The organism is Microbacterium sp. STF-2, assembly GCF_034650155.1.
GTDB classification, from domain to species: Bacteria; Actinomycetota; Actinomycetes; order Actinomycetales; family Microbacteriaceae; genus Microbacterium; species Microbacterium maritypicum_A.
The window spans coordinates 925785-946191 of record NZ_JARKMW010000002.1; the positions used below are offsets into that span (position 1 = coordinate 925785).

Sequence of the window (20407 nt, forward strand, 5' to 3'; positions counted from 1 at the left end):
GTACTCCTGCGGCATGCGGGCGAGGGTCCCCTGCTCCGCGCCCGTCTTCTCGCCGCAGTCCACCATCCGACACCTCTCGAAGATCGTCACCGATGTCGGCCGCGGTACCGCGTGCCCCTGCAGTCGAGGATGTCAGAACATCCGCCGCGGCACGATCAGGCGAGCCGCGACGTCGCGATCCGACGGGCATACGCTGAGTCCATGCAGCCTCTCGTCGCCCCCGCTCCCGTGCTGGAGCCGGAAGAACTCGTCCGTACGGCGCGGCACGCGGTGCTCGCCGGCATCGGCGAGGAGGGACAGCGCCGCCTCAACGCCGCTCACGTCACGATCGTCGGCGCTGGCGGACTCGGATCCCCTGTGCTCCTCGCCCTGGCCGCCGCCGGGGTCGGATCGCTCACGGTGATCGACGACGACGTGGTGGAGCTCACCAATCTGCAGCGTCAGCTCGCGCACCGGGTGGAGGACATCGGGACGCGCAAGACCGCATCGGCCGCACGCGCCATCACCGCCCTCGCCCCGCACACCGTCGTGACCCCGGCCCCCGAGCGCCTGGATGCGTCCAATGCCGAGCGCCTGCTCACGGGCGCCCACGTGGTGGTCGACACGAGCGACACGTTCGCGACTCGTCGTGAGGTGGCCGCCGCCTGCGAAGCGCTCGGACTTCCCCTCGTGTGGGGAGCTGTGCAGGAGTGGCACGCGCAGGCCACGGTCTTCTGGTCGGACCCGCCCGCGGGAGAGCCGGTCGTGCTCGCCGACCTCTTCCCGGTCGGCACCGAGGGCGAACCCCCCAGCTGCGCCCAGGTCGGTGTGCTCGGCGCCCTGTGCGTGCAGGTCGGCGGGATGCTCGCCGGCGAGGTGATCAAACTCGTGACGGGCGCAGGCGAGCCGCTGCTCGGACGACTCGCGATGGTCGATGCGCTCACGTCCCGGCAGCACGAGATCGTGATCCGCCCGGCAACCGCCACGACCCCGGAGGCCACCGCGGGGGCCCGCGCATGACCGGCCGCCGCACGGTCGAGGAACAGCTCGCGCGCGTGCTCGATGCCGTCCACGTCATCGAGCACGAGACACGGCCGGTGGCGGCTGCCGCGGGGCGCACGCTCGCCGCTGCCGCAGCCGCCGCCCACGACATCCCCCTGTTCGACAACTCCGCCATGGACGGCTTCGCGGTACGAGGTGCGGATGTCGCCGACGCGTCCGAGGAGAATCCGGTCACCCTGCGCGTGGTCGCCGACCTGCCCGCCGGAGTCGCCCTCGACCCTGCGCTCGGCGTCGGCGAAGCCGCACGCATCATGACCGGCTCGCCCACCCCCACCGATGCCGACGTGATCGTGCCCTTCGAGGACACGGCCGGCGGTCTCGCCGACTCCCTCGGCGAGGTGACGGTGCTGCACGCCCCGGCCAAGCCCGGAGTGTTCGTGCGCCGACGCGGAGCCGACCTGCGCGCCGGCGACGAAGTCGTGCACGCCGGCGAGCGCCTCGGACCCTTCCAGCTCGCCGCCGCAGTCGCGGCCGGCATCGTCGAGGTCTCGGTGACGCGGGCTCCGCGCGTGGCCGTGGTGTCGACGGGCAGCGAACTGCTCGCGCCGGGCGAAGCCCCCGCCCGCGGACGCATCCCCGACTCGAACGGTCCTCTGCTCGAACAGCTGGTCGCCGCAGCCGACGCCGAGGTGGTGCTGGTCGCGCGAGTTCCCGACGAGGCCGACGCCGTCCGAGCCGTGACCGCCGAGGCCGTCGCGCGCGGAGCCGATGTGATCGTGTTCACCGGCGGCGTGAGCGCGGGCGCCTACGAGCCGGTGCGTGGGGCCTTCGACGGCGGCGGACAGGTCGAATTCGCCGCGGTGGCCATGCAACCGGGCAAACCGCAGGCCTTCGGGGTGCTCGAGAACGGGTCTCTGGTATTCGGACTGCCGGGCAACCCCGTGAGCGTGGCGGTGTCGTTCGAGGTGTTCGTGCGCCCCGCCCTGCTCGCGATGCAGGGGCGCTCCGCGATCCACCGACCGCGCGCCGCGTTCACCGCCGACGCATCATGGACGCCGCCGCCGGGCCGACGCCAGTACCTTCCCGCCGTCGTCGACCTCGCGGCCCGCACCGTCCGCCCGGCCACCGCCGGCGGATCGGGATCGCACCTCGCGGGCGGACTCGCCCGTGCGCACGCGTTCGCGATCGTGCCGGCCGAGGTCGAGACCGTGGCCGTGGGCGACGTCATCGATGTCATGCTGGTCGGATGAGCTTTCCTCACCTGGACGCGGCGGGCCGCGCGCACATGGTCGACGTGACCGCGAAGCAGCCGACCGTGCGCACCGCGACGGCCCGAGGCTTCGTCCGCTGCAGCCCCGACGTGATCACCGCCCTCCGCGATGGCACCGTGCCGAAGGGCGACGTGCTCGCCGTGGCACGCATCGCGGGCATCCAGGCGGCCAAGTCCACCCCCGCGCTGCTGCCGCTGGCACACGTGATCGGCGTGCATCGGGCGAGCGTCGACCTCGAGATCGTCGACGACGGCGTGTGCATCGAGGCGACGGTGGGCACCGCCGACCGCACCGGTGTCGAGATGGAGGCGCTGACGGCCGTGTCGGTCACCGCCCTCGCGATCGTCGACATGATCAAGGGCGTCGACCGCGCCGTCGTGATCGAAGACGTGCGGATCGTGGCGAAGTCGGGCGGCCGTTCCGGCGACTGGGTCCGTCCGGGCGAGGCAGACCCCGGAGACCCCCGATGACGCGGGTGCGCTACTTCGCCGCTGCTGCGGAGGCTGCGGGAACCGACGTCGAGGAGCGCGGGGAGCGGTCACTCGTCGCCCTGCGCGCGGCGGTCGTCGCCGACCATCCGGCCCTCGTCGACATCCTGCCGCGCTGCGCGGTGCTCGTCGACGGGGTGCGCACCGACGGCGACCTCGTCCTCGACGACGCGGACCTCATCGACGTGCTCCCGCCCTTCGCGGGTGGATGACCACACGCCGCCTGCAGGAACGCTGGCCGCTTGCAGGACCGATGACCGGCGTTTCCTCCTGCACGCGGCAAGAGCTCATGCAGCTGGCGCGTCAGGTACGACGGCTGGCCCCGCGGCTCAGCCGCCGATGCCCTTCCACGACGACGTCCCGTCGACCTCGAGCTGACGCTTCCAGACGGGGAGGTCGCTCTTGATCGCCTCGATGACCGCCCGGCACACCTCGAAAGCCTCGGCACGGTGTTCGGAGGCGACCGCGATCACCACGGCCGCATCGCCCACGTCGAGGCGTCCGATGCGATGGCTCACGGCCACCACGGCGGGGGCTTCCGCGCCGGCACCGGCCTGCTCGGCGATCCGCCGCAGCGTCGCCTCCGCATCGGGGTGAGCGCTGTACTCCAGCCCGACCACGGGTGTCTCGGCGTCGGGGTCGTTGTCGCGCACCCGCCCGACGAAGGTCGTCACGGCCCCCAGTCGAGGGTCTTCGACCGCGGCGAGGTGCGCGTCGAGATCGAGTCGCTCCTCCGATACCGCTGCGATGCGCACGTCGTTCATGAGTGGTCTCCGCCCTTCACCTGATCCAGGATGTGCCCGGCGACGCCGAGCACCACGGGGACGCCGGAGGCGACGGCCCGCGGCGAACCGGGAAGGTTCACGACGAGCGTGCCGTCAGGATCGACGATGCCGGCGAGCCCGCGTGACAGCACGGACAGCGGGGTGTCGGCGAGTCCGCTGCGACGCAGCTCCTCGGCGATCCCGGGGATCTCTCGGGTGATCACGCGCCGCGTCCCCTCGGGGGTCAGGTCACGCGGACCGACACCGGTTCCCCCGGTGGTCACCACCAGCCGGATGCCGCGGGCGACGGCCCGGCGCAGAGCGTCCGCCACCGAACCCGCGCCGTCGGCGACGATCTCGGCGTCGGGACAGTGCCATCCGGCATCGCGGAGCAGGCCCACGGCGATCGGACCTCCGCGATCCTCGCGCTCTCCGGAGAATGATCGGTCCGAGACGGTGATCACGAGTGCGGGGAGCGGGCCCATGTCTCCCACACTAGGCCCGAGCGGCCGACCGCGCACGGCTCTCAGTTGACCCGGATGAGTGAACGCTGCCAGCCCGACGAACCGTTCGGTGCGATCGGCGCACGCTCCTGGATCTGCAGATCGCCGTTCTTGTTGATCGCACGCACGGCGACGTAGTGCGTGCCGGGCGTGGCATCCCACTCCATGAACCACTGCACCCAGGTGTCGTCGTTGATCGGGGTCGACAGCGTCGCCGGCATCCAGTCCCCGTCGTCGATGCTGACCTCCACGCGCTCGATACCGACCGACTGCGCCCAGGCGACTCCGGCGATCGGGATCTTCCCGGCGTCGACCGCCTCGCCGATCTTGGGGGTGTCGACGCGCGAGGCGAACTTGATCGGGGCCTCCGCGCTGTAGCCCCGGGGAGTCCAGTACGCCTCGTCCTGGGCGAAGGTGGTGACCTTGAGCTCGGTGAGCCACTTGGTCGCCGACACGTATCCGTAGAGGCCGGGCACGACCATCCGCACCGGGAATCCATGCTCGAGGGGCAGCGGTTCGCCGTTCATCCCGACGGCGAGGATGGCGTCGAGGTTCTCATCGGTGAGCGCCGAGAGCGGGGTGCTCGCGGTGTAGCCGTCGACGCTGCGCGAGAGCACCATGTCGGCGCCGGACTTCACTCCCGCCTTCTTGAGCACGTCGCGCAACGGCACCCCCAGCCACTTCGCGTTGCCGACGAGCTCACCGCCGACCTCGTTGGAGACGCACGTGAGCGTGATCGCGTACTCGTCGAGGCCCATGTCGAGGATGTCCTGGAAGCTCATCTCCACACGCTGGTCGACCATCCCGTCGATCACCAGACGCCAGGTGTCCGGATCGATCGAGGGCACCGTGAGTGCGGTGTCGACGCGATAGAAGTCCTTGTTCGGGGTGAACAGCTTGCTGAGCCCGGGGATGTCGAGCTCGGCGCCCTGCGGCACGGTCACCGTGGTCTTCGGGGAGGGCAGCTTGAGCGCACCGCGGATCGCTTCGACCGACGACACCGCCATGCTCACGGTGCGGGCGGTGATGCCCACGACCAGTGCGGATGCCCCGGCGAGCGCGGCGAGGACGAAGAAGCGGCGGCGGTCGATTCCGGGGCGGACGGACTCTCCTTCGTCGTCGGCACGGACGATCTCGTCTCCAGCGGTCGACGTGTCGCTCTTCCGTTCGCTCTCGACGCCGACGACGGAATCCCTCCATCCGCGCAGGCGACGGCACAGGAGCACGAGGACCAACGACCCCACGACGGTTCCCAGGACCGGGGGCAGGAAGGCGAGCGGAGCGACGGCGGCCCGGGTCACGATCGCCGCGGTCGAGAGTGCACCCGCGATCACGAGAGCGATCACGCCGAGCGGCGGCCGTACGAACTGCAGGATGCCGGCGATCGCCGAGGCGATCACCACGGCCAGTCCGAGGCCGGCGAGCAGGGCGATCTTGTCGTATTCGCCGAACGTGGCGATCGCGAACTCCTTGAAGGGCTGCGGCACGATGTCGATCACGAACCCGCCCACGGCGAGGATCGGACTGGCTGCGCGCGCGAAGAGCAGTGCGAACAGCTCGGCCGTGGCGAGGAAGACGCCCCCGCCGATCACGCCCGCGAGGGCGGCCCAGACGAGGAACCTCTTGCCACTGCGGCGCTGCACCATGGTCGTCTCCTGTCCGACGTCACGTCGACACCGTCGCCGGTGTGATCCCCCGTTGTTCGGAGCGGAACCACGATCGGATGGGATGATCCCGCGGCAGACGGGCTCGACGGTCAGAGGCGGCGCACGGTGACGGCCTCACGTCCTTGGAACTTCCGCAGTGTCCGCATGCATCGGGAGCACAGGATCTCGACCCGGCGCGGGTGGCCTTCGCCGCAGACGCAGTCGACCGTCACGCGCCACTTGGCCTTGCGTCCGCACGGCTGGTAGCCGTCGTCGTCGCCGTGATCGCACTCGCACCGCTGCCGGTCGCGATCGAGCCCGGCGAGGTCGTCGACGCGCGCGAACTCGTCGACGTCGTGCTCGGCGTCCACGGACACGGCTTCCTGCGTTCTCACCACCCGCCGATGCTCCCAGCACCGCGGCTCCGTCGCAACACCGCCACGCAGGGAGCCGCCCGTCCGCAGCTTCTCCGGAGTTGTGGACGGGTGCTCGGCGCGTCTTCGGTCAGACCCCGACGACGCGCGGGCCGGTCGGGGCGTCCGGGACCGCCGGCGGGGCGTCCGGGATCGACGGCGGGGCAGGAGGGGGCGGCGGGGCGAGCTGACGCTGCGGCACGCCGTGCGCCTCCCGGTGCAGGCGCTCCATGCGACTGTCGAGCTCGGCGGCGGCATCCGCGGCATCCGACAGGCTGTCGACGAGATGCGAGGGCACCTGGTTCGAGAACTTGTAGTAGATCTTGTGCTCCAGGCTGGCCCAGAAGTCCATCGCTATCGTGCGGAACTGCACCTCGACCGGTACCGAGAGCGCACCGGTCGACAGGAAGACGGGCACCTCGATGATCGCGTGCAGGCTCTTGTAGCCGTTGGCTTTCGGCTGCGCGATGTAGTCCTTCACCGTGCGCACCGTGACGTCGTCCTGCGCGGTGAGCAGATCGAACAGGCGGTAGACGTCGGCGACGAAGCTGCAGGTCACGCGCACACCGGCGATGTCGGTGATCTCCGCGCGGATGCGGTCGAAGTCGGGTTCGTCGATGCCCTTGCGGGCGATCTTCTCCACGATGCTGTCCGGCGACTTCAGCCGGCTCTTCACGTGCTCGATCGGGTTGTACGCGTGGTCGTGCGTGAACTCGTCGCGCAGGATCGAGATCTTCGTCTCGACCTCGCGCATCCCGAACTCGTACTCGCGCAGGAACCGCTGCAGCTCATCGCGCAGCTCGCGGGCCTGGTTGATCGTGTCCTCGGTGACGTGAACAGTCGTCATGCCATCGACGTTACGGGTTCGTGATCGGAAACCGCTGTGGATCCCCGATGTCCTCACGATTCGCGAACGGGTTGACGCGGCCTCCCCCGCGGCCTAGAACGGAGCACATGACGACCGCAGGCGAGGACTGGACCGGGGCCTACATCGAGGCATGGAGATCGAACGATCCCGAGCGGATCGGAGCGCTCTTCACGCACGACGCCCGATATCTCACGAGCCCCGATTCGGAGCCGCGCGTAGGGCGCGAGGCGATCGTTTCCGGGTGGATCGACGACGGCGATGAACCGGGCTCCTGGACGTTCGAGTGGGAGGTCCTGCACGAGGTCGGCGGCTTCGTGGTCGTCCAGGGGCGCACGGAATACCCGGCCGAACGCGACTACCTCAACCTCTGGATCATCCGGCTCGCTCCCGACGGGCGGGCGACGGAGTTCACCGAGTGGTACATGCCGCGTCCCCACACGGAGAGCTGAGCCCGCGGCGTGCATCGGACCCTCAGTCGGTCATGCGTCGCGCGGAGGGGAAGCGGATGCGGGCGCGCTCGGCGCAGCGCCTGCGGCACCCGCCCGCGCGTCGACGAGGTGCTGTCCGGAGACGACGCCGGGAAGTCCGCGACCGTAACGTGTCGTGAACGGCAGCACGATCGCGGCGAGGAACAGCACTGCCGCCGCGAGGCCGAAGAACCCGCCGGGCAGCTGCAGCGCGCTGATCCCGCCGATGCCGCCCGCCCAGCGCAGGAGCCGCGCGAACGGTGAGGGCAGGCGCGATCCCGCGTATCGGAGCTGCACCGCGATGTCGCCCACCGAGCGCCCGCCGACCAGGATCAGCACCAGGAACAGTGCTGAGGGGACGACGGTGGCGGCGGCGGATGCGAGGGCGCCGTCGAGCACCGCGGCGCGGTCGTCCACGACGAACTCCAGCCACACCTGCACGGTCACCCCGGCCGCCACGCTCAGGAACCCGTAGGCGAGGAAGTCGCACAGCATCGCGAGCAGGCGGCGGCCGCGGCTGACCGGACGGGGACGATCAGCGTCCGGGCTCACCTTCACGCCGCGCAGCGATCGCGGGACGAGGATCGCCGCGATGCAGCCGATGACCGCGCCGAGGGTGTTCGTCATGAGGTCGCCCACGTCGAAGAAGCGATACGCGCACGGGTACACGCCCCACACGCCGGTCAGCTGCGTCGTCTCGACCAGCAGCGACAGGCCGAAGCCGGCGGCGAGCGCCGTGAGCACCCCACGACCGGCGAGCACTCGGACGAAGAAGCCGAGCGGCACGAACAGCAGCACGTTGAAGACCAGCTGCAGCAGAGCCGGCTGACGCAGCGGATTGCCCGGGGCCGCGAAAGCCTTCTGCACATCGCGCACGACCGACATCGGATCGATGATCGCTCCGACGCAGCGGATCGTGTCGGGGTCGGGCAGCGGCAGCAGGGTGTAGGTCCAGACCGCCCAGAAATAGATCAGGGCCGACAGCCAGAGCAGCGTGCGTCCGAGGCCGAGTCGCCCGCGTCGGCGATAGCTGACCGCCACGAAGGGCACGAACAGGAGGATGCCGAAAGCCGCCCCCATCGCGATCGCGATGAATCCGAGCAGCACCTGATTTTCCACCGCGTGCCAGTGTAGCTTTGCGCGTAAGGATTCCGTGAGGACCGCGCATCCCACCGTAGGGATTCCGTGAGGATCGCGTGAGGATGCCATCAGGAGGCGTAGTGTCGCCGGACGTGTCAGACGAAAACAGGGAGGGCGCGGACTCACCGCCGCTCGCCAAGCGCATCCTCATCGGAGAACCGCTGACGAGCCAGCAGGTCGACGACCAGCTGCTCCCGAAGCGGATGGCTCTTCCCATCTTCGCGTCCGACGCGCTCAGCTCGGTGGCCTACGCCCCGCAGGAGCTGGTGATGATCCTGCTGATCGGCGGGCTCACCTTCCTGTCGTTCACGCCGCTCGTCGCGATCGCGGTCGTGGTGCTGCTGATCGTGGTCGTGCTCAGCTACCGCCAGCTCATCAAGGCCTATCCCTCGGGCGGTGGGGACTACGAGGTCGCGTCGAAGAACCTCGGCGAGATCCCCGGTGTGATCGTGGCCGCGGCGCTCCTGGTCGACTACGTGCTGACCGTGGCCGTGTCGGTCGCCTCCGGTGTCGACAACATCATCTCGGCCGTGCCGGGGCTCGACCCGTTCCGCGTCGAGCTCGCCGTCGGCTTCGTGATCCTCATCATCGTCGTGAACCTCCGCGGGGTGCGCGAGGCCTCCCTGGTCTTCGCGATCCCGACGTACGTGTTCATCGGCTCGGTCGGCATCATGATCGTGACCGGCCTGATCCGCACCTTCCTGGGCGACGCCCCTGTCGCCTCGAGCGCCGAGTTCTCGGTGCAGGCCGAGAGCCTCGGCCAGGCGGCCGTGATCCTGCTGATCCTGCGCGCGTTCTCGAGCGGATGCTCCGCCCTCACCGGTGTCGAGGCCGTGTCGAACGGCGTTCCCGCCTTCCGCGCCCCGAAGGTGCGCAACGCCCAGTCGACACTCGTGCTGATGGGGTCGATCGCCATCTGCCTGTTCGCCGGCCTCACCGCCCTCGCCCTGATCACCGGGGTGCACTATGCCGAGAACCCGTGCGACCTCGTCGGCTTCGACTGCACGAATCCGCAGCCCAGCCTGATGGCGCAGATCGCCGCAGCGACCTTCGGCGGCGGCAGCATCGCGTTCTTCATCGTGCAGGCCGCGACCGCGTGCGTGCTGCTGCTCGCCGCGAACACCGCCTTCAACGGCTTCCCGCTGCTGGGCGCTGTGCTCGCCCGCGACGGCTACGCGCCGAAGTCGCTCAACACCCGCGGTGACCGCCTGGTGTTCTCGAACGGCATGATCCTGCTCGGCATCGCGGCGATCGCGGTGCTGGTGATCTTCCAGGCGAAGCTGACCACGCTGATCCAGCTGTACATCATCGGCGTGTTCGTCTCGTTCTCGCTCGGACAGATCGGCATGGTGCGGCACTGGCGACGCGTGCTGCGCGGACCGGTCGGGGGCACGAAGGACTCGGGGATCGACGGCGCCTCGGCATCCGACCGCCGCTCGGCGAAGGTCGGACTCATCATCAACTCCACGGGCGCCGCGATGACCGTGCTCGTGCTGGTCATCGTGACGATCACCAAGTTCACGCACGGCGCATACCTGGTCTTCTTCGCGATCCCGATCCTCGCCTTCCTGATGCTGGGGGTGAAGCGGTACTACCGCGACGTCGAGCATGAGATCGCGATCGACGACACCACGAAGTTCGGTGCGACCGGCGACCTCGCCATCGTGCTCGTCAACCGACTGCAGAAGCCCGTCGTGAAGGCCATCGACTACGCGATCGCGGCCAAGCACGGCAAGACGCTGGCGGTGCACGTGGCCGTGGCCTCCGACGATGCGGCCCAGCTGCAGAAGGACTGGGCCGACCACCTGGTGCCGATCCCGCTCGTGATCGTCGAGTCGCCGTATCGCTCGTTCGCGCAGCCGGTGACCCAGTTCATCAAGCAGTACCGCGAGAAGCACGGCTCGTCGGTCGTGACGGTGTACCTGCCGCAGTACATCGTCGGCCACTGGTGGGAGTCGTTCCTGCACAACCGTCGCGCGCGCCGTCTCGCCAACCAGCTCATGCTCGTGCACGGGGTGTCGATCACTCTCGTGCCGTGGCTGCTCGACTCGTCGGAGCTCATCTACGGCCGCCGCTCCCGCCCGCTGCCCGGTCAGGAGCGTGCCGGTCGTCCGGTCGTGGTGGCGGGCCGTCGCGCCCACCGCCCCGCCGGCCCGCCGCAGGACGGCGCCCCCGAAGCCTGAGATCCGCCTTCCGGTCGCAGTTGCTGCCGCCTCCTCGGCTCGCGGGCGACAGGAACTGCGACCGGAGCGGGCTGAGCGACCCCTCAGGACCCGTCCAGCACGGCGCCCAGGATGCCGGCGGCCTCCGCGAAGCGGGCGGTGTCGGCGTTCGCGTAGTTGAGGCGCACGTAGGAGCCGGAGGGCTCCGCCGGGAACCACTCGGAGCCCGGGGCGATGATCAGACCGCGCACCTCGCACTCACGGACCACCCGCGCGACATCCGTCCCCTCCGGCAGCCGCACCCACAGGTTCAGGCCGCCCACCGGAACGCTCTCGACGTGCGCGGAGGGGGCGTGCGCGGCGAGGCTCGAGACCAGCAGGTCGCGGCGCGCGCGCAAGTGCTCGCGGAAGCCGCGCAGGTGCGTGCGCCACGCGGGCTGGGTGACCACGTCGAGGGCCGCGGTCTGCAGCACCCCGCTCACGTACATCGACTCGGCCGCGCGATCCGCGAGGATGCGCTCCCGCGCGGGTCCGCGCGCGATCACGGCCGCGACGCGGAGGGCGGGCGAGGCGCTCTTCGTGAGCGAGCGCAGGTACACGACGTGTCCGTCGTCATCGGACGCGGCGACCGGGCGCGGGTCGGCGTCGATCCCCAGGTCGTGCGCCCAGTCGTCCTCGATCAGGAAGGCCCCGTGCCGACGGACGGTCTCGAGCACGGCCTCCCCCGTCGCGACCGGCCACTGCGCGCCGGTCGGGTTGGCGAAGGTCGGCTGCGCGTAGAACGCGCGGGCTCCGGTCTGCGCGAACGCCCGCTCGACGTCATCCGGATCGGGGCCGTGCGGCCCGGAGGGGATCGGCACCAGCACGACGCCGGCCTGCGCGGCCGCGAGCATCGCGCCCCAGTACGTCGGCGACTCGATCAGCAGCGGCTGGCCGACACCCACCACGGCACGGAAGATCGAGCTCAGCCCGCTCTGGCTGCCCGAGATGATCAGGGCATCGCGCGCCGATGCGGGGGTGACCCCCGCGGGGGCGGAGGATGCGAGTTCCGCCGCGAACCACGCCTGCAGATCGGGAAGGCCTGCGGCGGGCGAACGGATCAGCGCCGCGTCCGACCGAGCGGCACGCACCAGGGCCTGTCGCACGAGCCGCTGCGGCAGCAGGTCGACCGCGGGGTAGCCCGAGTGCAGTCCGATCGCGTCGGGGGCGACGGTGCGCTGCGTCGATGACAGGCCGATGAGTCCCGCGGGCGCCGTGCCGAGGGCGGCCGTCTGCCAGCCGTAGTCGACCGAACGGGCGGCGGGCACGGCCCGCACGAACGTACCCGCGCCGGGCCTGGACTCGACCAGACCGAGTCGCACGAGCTGCTGCATCGCCTTCTGCACGGTGATCGGACTCGCGCCGTACTGCGCCATGAGCGCACGATTCGAGGGGACTCGCGCGCCCGGAGAAGCGGATGCGATCCACGCACGCACTCCGGCGACGATCCGGTCACTGCTATCCTTGCTCATGAAAGAACAGAGTAGCGTTATCGCTTCCACGCGGCCACTGCTATCGACGCGTGCCGGACTCTGGTGGGGGCTCCTCGGCGTCCTCGCCTTCTCGTTCACCCTCCCGTTCACACGCATCGCGATCGGCGGGCTCTCACCGCTGTTCATCGGCTCCGGGCGCGCGGTCGTCGCCGCCCTCCTCGCCGGTGCCGCACTCGCGATCACGCGTCAGCGCCCGCCCACGACGATCCAGTGGGGCCGTCTCGCGATCGTCGCGGGTGGAGTCGTGGCCGGCTTCCCGCTGCTCACATCTTTCGCGATGACCACGACCCCCGCGAGCCACGGCGCCGTCGTGATCGGCCTGCTTCCCGCGGCGACCGCGGTCGCCGTGGTGCTCCGCACCGGGGAACGCCCCGCCCCGTCCTTCTGGTTCTTCGCTGTCCTCGGTGCGGTCGCGGCGGTGGTCTTCGCGGCACTGCAGAACGGGGGCATCGGCTCCCTCACCGGCGCGGATCTGCTGCTGTTCGGGGCCGTGATCGCTGCGGCGGTCGGCTACGCGGAGGGCGGTCTGCTCGCGCGTGAACTCGGCTCCTGGCAGACCGTGTCGTGGGCGCTGATCGTCGCCGCCCCACTGATGACGGCACTCACCGTCGCGTCGGCGATCCAGCAGCCGCCCGCCGCGACGCCCGTGCAATGGCTCGCGTTCGCCTACCTCGCGGCGGTGAGCATGTTCCTCGGCTTCTTCGCCTGGTACCGCGGGCTCGCGATCGGTCCGATGGCGCAGGTCAGCCAGATCCAGCTCGTCCAGCCCGTGATGAGCATCGCGTGGGCCGCGCTCCTCCTCCACGAACAGATCGGTTGGGCGACCGCCGTCGGCGGACTCGCCGTGATCGCCTGCGCCGCCCTCGCGGTGCGCACCCGTCTGACCGACCGCCGAAGAGAGGAATCCTGATGCGCCACACGCCCCGCTACCTGATGACCGATCCCGACGAGGTCAAGCGCCTCATCCGCGGGAACCCCTGGGCGACGTTCGTCTCCCCGGCGAGCGGCGGCCTGGTCGCCTCGCACTATCCCGCGCTGCTGATGGAGGACGACGACGACATCGTGATCGCGAGCCACTTCGGGCGCCCGGACGAGCAGCTCCACGAACTCGGCCGGCATGAAGTGCTCGTGATCATCCAGGGACCGCATGACTACGTGTCACCGACACTGTACGCACCGGGCGATCTGGTCCCGACGTGGAACCACGTGACCGCGCACCTGTACGGCATCCCCGAGATCCTGAGCGAAGAGGAGAACTACGCCATGCTCTCGCGGCTGACCGACCACTTCGAGGATCATCAGCAGCACGGCCGACACCTGTCGGAGGACGAGGAGGGCACCCGCCGCGCCGCCAAGGGCACGGTCGGACTGCGGATGCGCGTGACCCGCTTCGATGCGCGAGCCAAACTCAGCCAGAACAAGTCGCCCGAGGTGCGCGAGAACATCACCGCACGGTTCGCCGAGACGAACAGCGCGCTCGCGGAGGAGATGCGACGGGTCGGCGGGGAGACCCCGTGATCGACGTCGCCGGACGCGCCTAGGGTGGAGCGATGACCGACACGCGAACCCCCGAGCCGTGGCCCGCGCGGACGGCCCGACTGCAGGTGCGCCCGTGCACGCCCGCCGACGTCGATGCGATGTGGGAGTGGCGTCGGCTCCCCGAGGTGAACCGGTGGCTCGGTGCCGCTCCCGACACGCAAGACGCGTTCCGTGAGCGGTATCTCGACCCCGAGCGGCTCGCCTCCCTGTACATCGTGGAGCTGCTGCCCGACGCCGAAAGCACCGCCCCGACCCCGATCGGCGACATCATGGTGCGGCGCGGCGACGGGTGGGCGCAGCTCGAGGTCGACGCCCGGGCGAAGGGCGTCGAGGCCGAGCTCGGCTGGGTTCTCGACCCCGCGCACACCGGGCACGGCTACGCGACAGAGGCGATCCGCGCGGTGATCGACGTGTGCTTCGGCGCATTGGGCCTGCGCCGGGTGCATGCGGGGTGCTTCGCCGACAACGAGCCGTCCTGGCGCCTCATGGAGCGGCTCGGGATGCGCCGAGAGGAGTTCAGCCGGAAGACGGCATTGCATCGCTCGGGCGAATGGCTCGACGGCATGAACTACGGCCTTCTCGCCGAGGAGTGGCCGACCGCACGCTGATCGAGGCCCCGTGACGGCTCACCGCTGGGGTGCGTCCTGCGCGGACGAGCGTCCTAGATGCTGGTCCAGCAGTAAAGGCGGTGGTCGGACGCCGCGGCGCGACGAGCGAGCGCGGCGAGGTCCCGCGCGAACGCGGCCAGCTGGGCCGGATCGGCCCCTTCGAGCTCTTCGGTCTGCGACCACGGCTCCGCGACCTCTGCCAGACGGACGTCGTCGGCTGCGGCGAGAGCGGCGGCCAGCGCATCCGTCACGGTGATGACGATCCGGTCGTAGTCGTCGCTCATCGCGAGGTTGTGGCCGGCACGCGGGTCGTCGGTCACCTCGTCGTACGGCACGCCCGTCAGCAGCGCCTCGAGCGTGCCGAGCTGCACGACCGGGTCGATGCCGCCGAGCGTTCCGGCATCGAAGCCCGACTCCTCCGCGGTCGGTCCGCCCTCCACCTGGAGGACGGTGACGGCCCGCTCGTCGTTCGGCGCGGAGAAGTAGTCGTAGAGAACGCTCATGACCGACATCCTGTCAGGCCCGGCGCACTTCCTCTTCCGGCCCGCTCCCCCTTCCGGTCGCATTTCGTGCCGCCTCCGCGCCTCGGGGGCGGCAGGAGGTGCGACCGGAACGGAGCACTAGCCCGAGACGAGCCAGAGCACGAGCACGGCGGCGAGCACGGTCGGCACCGCAGCCACCACACCCCACAGCATAAAACGGCTCCATCGGATCGTGACGCCCAACGCGACGATCCGGTGATGCCACAGGAGGGTCGCGAGCGACGCCCATGGCGTGATGAGCGGGCCGATGTTCACGCCGATCAGCAGCGCCATCAGCGCGACCGGATCGCCGGCGGCGGGCTCGAGCACCAGGTATGCCGGGAGGTTGTTGATCCCGTTCGCGCTCACGGCCCCCAGCGCGGCCAGCCGGAACAGGTCGCCGGGAGCGTCGCCGTTCGCGGTCGGCGAGGTCAGGAAGTCGAGCAGGCCCTGCGCGTGCGCGGCCTCGACCAGCACGAACAGCGACGCGGCGAGCGCGAGCGCCTGCCACGGGACGAGCGAGAGCCGCAGCGCCCGGCGCCGCCGGACCGCGAACAGGCCGATCAGCGCGAGCGCGGCGACCGCGGCCGGGATCCAGACATCGTGGGTCAGGGCGAGCAGAGGCATCAGCACGAGCAGGATGCCGGTCGCGCTCCAGAACAGCGTCGGGTCGGCGGGCCGCCGTGCCACCGGGGTCTCGTACGCACCGAAGACCGTGCGCCGATGCAGGATCGTCAGGATCGCGACGGGCACGAGGATGCCGACGAGCGTCGGTGCCCAGCTGAGCGCGAAGAACGCCGCGGGGCCGGCGCCGATGGCGGGGGCGGCGAGCAGGTTGGTGAGGTTCGAGACCGGGAGCGCGAGGGATGCCGTGTTGGCGAGCCACACGGTCGCCAGGGCGAAGGGAAGGGGTGAGACGCCGATGCTCTGCGCGAGCACGACGACGACCGGGGTGACGATCACGGCGGTCGTGTCGAGCGACAGGAACACCGTGCTCACCACGGCGAGCGCGACCACCAGCGCCCACAGCACGAGCACCCGACCGCGTCCCCAGCGGGCGAGTCGTTGCGAGACGACGTCGAAGACCGCGGCGTCGCGGGCGAGCTCGGCGACGATCGTGATCGCGACGACGAACCCCAGCACGGGCGCGATCCGCTCGCCCAATGCCCCGGCGTCGGAGCGCGGCAGGAACCCGGTGACGATGCACACGAGGGCGACCACGACCAGCCCGGCGACGACCCACGTCCCGGCGCCGATCCGCATCCTTCCGATTCCCACCTCGTGAGCATATGGCCGACGCGGGCCGTTCCGGTCGCACTTGCTGCCGCCCGAGAGCATCGGAAGCGACAGCAAGTGCGACCGGAACGAGATCAGGCGGGAGCGGCGGGGACACGGATGCCGTGAGCAACCCGCATGCATCCGCGCGGAGGGCGTAGGGGAAGCGTGAGGATGGCGGCTGCCGGGGCCGTGCGGGAGTTGTATCGGATCCGTGCTCGACATCATCTACATCGCGCTGACTCTCGCGCTGTTCGCCCTCGTGTCCCTGGTGGCCAAGGGGGTGGAGCGGCTGTGATCGTCTTCGAGATCCTCGCCGCCGCCCTTGCGGTCGCCGCCGTCGTCTACCTCGTGGTCGCGCTCGTCGCGCCGGAGAGGTTCTGATGGACGCGACGATCTGGTTCGGCATCCTGCAGGTCACGGCCGTCGTGGTCGTGCTCGTGCTCCTCTACCGCCCCCTCGGCGACTACATCGCCCACGTCTTCACGTCGGCGCGCGACCTGCGGGTCGAGCGCGGCGTCTATCGGCTCATCGGCGTCGACTCGTCGTCGGAGCAGACCTGGCGCGCGTACGCCCGCAGCGTGCTGGCGTTCTCGGTGGTCGGCGTTCTGCTGGTCTACGGCCTGCAGCGACTGCAGGCGTTCCTGCCGCAGTCCCTCGGCCTCCCGGCGGTGCCGGAGGGGCTGTCCTTCAACACCGCCGCCTCGTTCGTGGCCAACACCAACTGGCAGTCGTACTCCCCCGAGCAGACGATGGGCTACACCGTGCAGCTCGCGGGTCTCACCGTGCAGAACTTCGTGTCGGCGGCGGTGGGCCTCACCATCGCGATCGCCCTCATCCGCGGTCTCGCTCGCCGTGGTTCCGCCACGATCGGCAACTTCTGGGTCGACCTGATCCGCGGTCTCGGCCGCATCCTCCTCCCGATCGCCCTCATCGGCGCGGTGGCGCTGCTCGCGGGCGGCGTGATCCAGAACTTCGCGGGCTTCACCGACGTCACCACGGTGTCCGGCGGCACGCAGACCATCCCGGGAGGTCCGGTGGCCTCGCAGGAGGCGATCAAGCTCCTCGGCACCAACGGCGGCGGCTTCTTCAACGCCAACTCGGCGCACCCCTTCGAGAACCCGACCGGCTTCACGAACCTGCTGCAGGTGCTGCTGATCCTCGTGATCCCGTTCGCCCTCCCCCGCACGTTCGGCCGCATGATCGGCGACCACCGCCAGGGCTACGCGATCGCCGCCGTGATGGGCACGATCTTCCTCGTCTCGACGTTCGCCCTCTCGGCGCTCGAGCTGGCCGGCCGCGGCACCGCTCCGGAACTCGCCGGGGCCGCGATGGAGGGCAAGGAGGTGCGCTTCGGCATCCTCGGCTCCACGCTGTTCGGCAGCGCGAGCACCCTCACCTCGACGGGCGCCGTCAACTCGATGCACGACTCGTACACCGCGCTCGGCGGCATGATGCCCATGCTGAACATGATGCTCGGCGAGGTCGCCCCCGGCGGCGTCGGCTCGGGCCTGTACGGCATGCTGGTGCTCGCGATCATCGCGGTGTTCGTCGGCGGACTGCTCGTCGGCCGCACGCCGGAGTACCTGGGCAAGCGGATCGGTCCGCGGGAGATCAAGCTCGCGAGCCTGTACATCCTGGTGACGCCGACCCTCGTGCTGGCCGGCACCGCGCTGAGCTTCGCGATCCCCGGCATCCGCGCCGATGTCGAGTCGACCAGCATCCTGAACCCCGGCGTGCACGGCATGAGCGAGGTGCTCTACGCCTTCACCTCGGCGTCGAACAACAACGGCTCCGCCTTCGCCGGACTCACCGCGAACACCCCGTGGTTCAACACCGCGCTCGGCATCGCGATGCTGCTCGGCCGGTTCCTGCCGATCGTGCTCGTGCTCGCTCTGGCCGGCTCGTTCGCGGCGCAGCAGCGTGTGCCGGCGACCTCCGGCACCCTGCCCACGCACCGGCCGCAGTTCGTCGGCCTGCTCCTCGCCGTGACCGTCATCGTCACCGCGCTCACCTACTTCCCCGTGCTCGCACTGGGACCCCTCGCTGAAGGACTCGTCTGACCATGACCCTCATCACCACCCCCTCCGAACAGCAGGATGCTCCGGCATCCACACCCGCACAACCGCCGCGCTCCTTCGGCTGGTCGCAGCTCGTGCAGGCCCTTCCCGGGGCCCTGCGCAAGCTCAACCCGGCAGCGCTCGTGCGCAACCCCGTCATGCTGCTGGTCTGGGTCGGCGCCGCGTTCACCACCGTGCTCGCGATCGCCGAGCCGTTCCTGGGCGGCCCGGCCGACTCCGGCGGCACCGCGGTTCCCGCCCCCTTCACCTGGGGCATCGCGATCTGGCTGTGGCTCACCGTGCTGTTCGCCAACGTGGCGGAGTCGGTCGCCGAGGGCCGAGGAAAGGCGCAGGCCGCGAGCCTGCGCAAGACCCGCACCAGCACGATGGCCCGGCGTGTGGTCGGTTACGACAAGGCAGCGGATGCCGCCGCCGAGCACGCCGCGACCGCCCAGGTCTCGTCGGCCGAGCTGCAGCGCGACGACATCGTGATCGTGACAGCGGGCGAGCTGATCCCCGGCGACGGCGACATCGTCGCGGGCATCGCCACCGTCGACGAATCGGCCATCACGGGCGAGAGCGCGCCGGTGATCCGCGAGTCCGGCGGCGACCGCAGCGCCGTGACCGGTGGCACCCGCGTGCTGTCCGACCGCATCGTGGTGCGCATCACCTCGAAGCCGGGGGAGACCTTCGTCGACCGCATGATCGCGCTGGTCGAGGGGGCCAGCCGCCAGCGCACCCCCAACGAGATCGCGCTGAACATCCTGCTCGCGAGCCTGTCGATCATCTTCGTCGTCGTGGTGCTCGCCCTGAACCCGATCGCGTCGTACGCCGCCTCTCCCGTCAGCATCCCGGTGCTGATCGCGCTGCTCGTCTGCCTCATCCCGACCACCATCGGGGCGCTGCTCTCGGCGATCGGCATCGCCGGCATGGACCGCCTCGTGCAGCGCAACGTGCTCGCGATGTCGGGGCGCGCGGTCGAGGCGGCAGGAGATGTCACCACCCTGCTGCTCGACAAGACCGGCACCATCACCTACGGCAACCGCCGCGCCCACGAGGTGCTCGCCCTCCCGGGTGTCGACGGCGAGGAGCTGCTGCACGTCGCCGCACTGTCGTCGCTTGCAGACCCCACCCCCGAGGGCGCCTCGATCGTCGAACTCGCCGCCGCGAACGACATCCGGGTGACCGCACCGGAGGACGCGGTGGTCGTGCCGTTCACGGCGCAGACGCGCATGTCGGGCCTCGACCTCGCCGACGGCACGCAGATCCGCAAGGGCGCCGGCTCCGCGGTGCGGGCCTGGCTCGGGCTCGACGGCGACGACGTCGAGCTCACGACGCGCACGGATGCCGTGGCCGAGAGCGGCGGCACCCCGCTCGTGGTCGCCGTGAAGACGCCCGGTGCCGACGGTCGCGTCCTCGGCGTGGTGCACCTCAAGGACATCGTGAAGGACGGCCTCCGCGAGCGCTTCGAGGAACTGCGCGCGATGGGCATCCGCACGGTCATGATCACGGGCGACAACCCGCTCACGGCGAAGGCGATCGCCGCTGAGGCCGGGGTCGACGACTTCCTCGCCGAGGCGACGCCCGAGGACAAGCTCGAGCTCATCCGGCGCGAGCAGGAGGGCGGCCGTCTGGTCGCGATGACCGGCGACGGCACCAACGACGCCCCCGCGCTCGCCCAGGCGGACGTCGGCGTGGCGATGAACACCGGCACCTCGGCGGCGAAGGAGGCCGGCAACATGGTCGACCTCGACTCCGACCCGACCAAGCTGATCGACATCGTGCGCATCGGCAAGCAGCTGCTCATCACGCGCGGAGCGCTCACCACGTTCTCGCTCGCCAATGACATCGCGAAGTACTTCGCGATCATCCCGGCGATGTTCATGGGCGTCTTCCCCGGACTCGCGGCGCTCAACATCATGCAGTTGCACTCGCCGGCGTCGGCCGTCACCAGCGCGATCATCTTCAACGCGATCGTGATCGTGTTCCTGATCCCCCTGGCCCTGCGCGGAGTGAAGTACCGCCCGGCGAGCGCCTCGCAGATCCTGCAGCGCAACCTGCTGATCTATGGACTCGGCGGCGTGATCGCTCCGTTCATCGGCATCAAGATCATCGACCTCGTCGTCAGTCTCATCCCGGGCTTCTGACCCGGCTCGGAAAAGGAATCCA

The 20407-nt window shown here is 70.4% G+C and carries 21 protein-coding genes; 12 read left to right on the top strand and 9 right to left on the bottom strand.

Features of this window, described 5'->3' with window-relative positions; genetic code table 11:
- The first annotated feature begins 201 nt into the window (after window positions 1-201).
- From MicroSTF_RS18295 to MicroSTF_RS18310, 4 genes are read left to right on the top strand one after another with little or no spacing between them, the layout of a single operon-like run.
- Window positions 202-999, top strand: a complete 798-nt coding sequence (locus tag MicroSTF_RS18295; protein ID WP_029265097.1) for a HesA/MoeB/ThiF family protein — start codon at window positions 202-204, stop codon at window positions 997-999.
- Window positions 996-2231, top strand: a complete 1236-nt coding sequence (gene glp, locus MicroSTF_RS18300; protein WP_322957632.1) for a gephyrin-like molybdotransferase Glp — start codon at window positions 996-998, stop codon at window positions 2229-2231. The genes MicroSTF_RS18295 and glp overlap by 4 nt, the downstream gene beginning before the upstream one ends.
- Entirely contained in the window at window positions 2228-2722 is a 495-nt protein-coding gene (gene moaC / locus MicroSTF_RS18305; protein WP_322957634.1) for a cyclic pyranopterin monophosphate synthase MoaC, read from the top strand. Before glp ends, moaC begins: the two co-directional genes overlap by 4 nt.
- Window positions 2719-2952 (top strand): MoaD/ThiS family protein, encoded by a 234-nt coding sequence (locus tag MicroSTF_RS18310; protein WP_322957636.1) that lies wholly within the window; start codon window positions 2719-2721, stop codon window positions 2950-2952. The genes moaC and MicroSTF_RS18310 overlap by 4 nt, the downstream gene beginning before the upstream one ends.
- Window positions 2953-3069: 117 nt before the next feature.
- Here the strand turns inward: MicroSTF_RS18310 and MicroSTF_RS18315 are convergent, their stop codons facing one another.
- The 5 genes from MicroSTF_RS18315 to MicroSTF_RS18335 form a co-directional block, all read right to left on the bottom strand.
- A complete protein-coding gene (locus MicroSTF_RS18315; protein WP_029260055.1) occupies window positions 3070-3504 on the bottom strand; it encodes a molybdenum cofactor biosynthesis protein MoaE in 435 nt (144 codons plus the stop codon).
- Complete coding sequence (locus MicroSTF_RS18320; protein ID WP_029260056.1) at window positions 3501-3989, bottom strand: MogA/MoaB family molybdenum cofactor biosynthesis protein; 489 nt, start codon at window positions 3987-3989, stop codon at window positions 3501-3503. The genes MicroSTF_RS18315 and MicroSTF_RS18320 overlap by 4 nt, the downstream gene beginning before the upstream one ends.
- A gap of 41 nt (window positions 3990-4030) precedes the next feature.
- Window positions 4031-5653 carry a molybdopterin-dependent oxidoreductase gene (locus MicroSTF_RS18325; RefSeq protein ID WP_322957638.1) on the bottom strand — a complete coding sequence of 541 codons (1623 nt, stop codon included), beginning with the start codon at window positions 5651-5653 and terminating at the stop codon, window positions 4031-4033.
- Between the two features lie 110 nt (window positions 5654-5763).
- A complete protein-coding gene (locus tag MicroSTF_RS18330; RefSeq protein ID WP_136023941.1) occupies window positions 5764-6051 on the bottom strand; it encodes a hypothetical protein in 288 nt (95 codons plus the stop codon).
- A 106-nt stretch (window positions 6052-6157) separates the two neighbouring features.
- Window positions 6158-6913 (bottom strand): GTP pyrophosphokinase family protein, encoded by a 756-nt coding sequence (locus MicroSTF_RS18335; protein ID WP_322957641.1) that lies wholly within the window; start codon window positions 6911-6913, stop codon window positions 6158-6160.
- Between the two features lie 107 nt (window positions 6914-7020).
- Here MicroSTF_RS18335 and MicroSTF_RS18340 point away from each other — a divergent pair, with 107 nt between their 5' ends.
- Entirely contained in the window at window positions 7021-7383 is a 363-nt protein-coding gene (locus MicroSTF_RS18340; RefSeq protein ID WP_029260060.1) for a nuclear transport factor 2 family protein, read from the top strand.
- Between the two features lie 30 nt (window positions 7384-7413).
- Here the strand turns inward: MicroSTF_RS18340 and MicroSTF_RS18345 are convergent, their stop codons facing one another.
- Complete coding sequence (locus tag MicroSTF_RS18345) at window positions 7414-8520, bottom strand: VanZ family protein (RefSeq protein WP_322957644.1); 1107 nt, start codon at window positions 8518-8520, stop codon at window positions 7414-7416.
- An 83-nt stretch (window positions 8521-8603) separates the two neighbouring features.
- Here MicroSTF_RS18345 and MicroSTF_RS18350 point away from each other — a divergent pair, with 83 nt between their 5' ends.
- Window positions 8604-10724, top strand: a complete 2121-nt coding sequence (locus MicroSTF_RS18350; protein ID WP_322957646.1) for an APC family permease — start codon at window positions 8604-8606, stop codon at window positions 10722-10724.
- 83 nt (window positions 10725-10807) lie between these two features.
- Here MicroSTF_RS18350 and MicroSTF_RS18355 read toward each other — a convergent pair whose 3' ends face one another.
- Window positions 10808-12214 (bottom strand): PLP-dependent aminotransferase family protein, encoded by a 1407-nt coding sequence (locus tag MicroSTF_RS18355; RefSeq protein WP_322957647.1) that lies wholly within the window; start codon window positions 12212-12214, stop codon window positions 10808-10810.
- Between MicroSTF_RS18355 and MicroSTF_RS18360 the strand changes: the two genes are divergently transcribed.
- From MicroSTF_RS18360 to MicroSTF_RS18370, 3 genes are read left to right on the top strand one after another with little or no spacing between them, the layout of a single operon-like run.
- On the top strand, window positions 12213-13145 hold the full coding sequence (locus MicroSTF_RS18360; RefSeq protein WP_029265106.1) for a DMT family transporter: 933 nt from the start codon (window positions 12213-12215) through the stop codon (window positions 13143-13145). The two genes, MicroSTF_RS18355 and MicroSTF_RS18360, sit on opposite strands and share 2 nt — an antisense overlap.
- The gene (locus MicroSTF_RS18365) at window positions 13145-13753 is read left to right on the top strand and encodes an FMN-binding negative transcriptional regulator (RefSeq protein ID WP_029265107.1); all 609 of its coding nucleotides are present in this window, start codon (window positions 13145-13147) and stop codon (window positions 13751-13753) included. The genes MicroSTF_RS18360 and MicroSTF_RS18365 overlap by 1 nt, the downstream gene beginning before the upstream one ends.
- A gap of 32 nt (window positions 13754-13785) precedes the next feature.
- A complete protein-coding gene (locus MicroSTF_RS18370; RefSeq protein ID WP_297558782.1) occupies window positions 13786-14382 on the top strand; it encodes a GNAT family N-acetyltransferase in 597 nt (198 codons plus the stop codon).
- A gap of 53 nt (window positions 14383-14435) precedes the next feature.
- Here the strand turns inward: MicroSTF_RS18370 and MicroSTF_RS18375 are convergent, their stop codons facing one another.
- Together MicroSTF_RS18375 and MicroSTF_RS18380 are read right to left on the bottom strand one after the other, a co-directional pair.
- A complete protein-coding gene (locus MicroSTF_RS18375; RefSeq protein ID WP_029260067.1) occupies window positions 14436-14885 on the bottom strand; it encodes a hypothetical protein in 450 nt (149 codons plus the stop codon).
- Between the two features lie 117 nt (window positions 14886-15002).
- On the bottom strand, window positions 15003-16166 hold the full coding sequence (locus MicroSTF_RS18380; RefSeq protein WP_297559056.1) for an SLC13 family permease: 1164 nt from the start codon (window positions 16164-16166) through the stop codon (window positions 15003-15005).
- Window positions 16167-16472: 306 nt separating this feature from the next.
- Here MicroSTF_RS18380 and MicroSTF_RS18385 point away from each other — a divergent pair, with 306 nt between their 5' ends.
- Genes MicroSTF_RS18385 through kdpB form a run of 3 tightly spaced genes read left to right on the top strand, consistent with a single transcriptional unit; the run spans window position 16473 to window position 20385 of the window.
- Window positions 16473-16562: a potassium-transporting ATPase subunit F gene (locus MicroSTF_RS18385; protein ID WP_017201862.1), complete on the top strand. Its 90-nt coding sequence runs from the start codon at window positions 16473-16475 to the stop codon at window positions 16560-16562.
- On the top strand, window positions 16562-18241 hold the full coding sequence (kdpA, locus tag MicroSTF_RS18390) for a potassium-transporting ATPase subunit KdpA (protein ID WP_297558791.1): 1680 nt from the start codon (window positions 16562-16564) through the stop codon (window positions 18239-18241). Before MicroSTF_RS18385 ends, kdpA begins: the two co-directional genes overlap by 1 nt.
- 2 nt (window positions 18242-18243) lie before the next feature.
- The gene (gene kdpB / locus MicroSTF_RS18395; RefSeq protein ID WP_292761371.1) at window positions 18244-20385 is read left to right on the top strand and encodes a potassium-transporting ATPase subunit KdpB; all 2142 of its coding nucleotides are present in this window, start codon (window positions 18244-18246) and stop codon (window positions 20383-20385) included.
- Window positions 20386-20407: the final 22 nt, after the last annotated feature.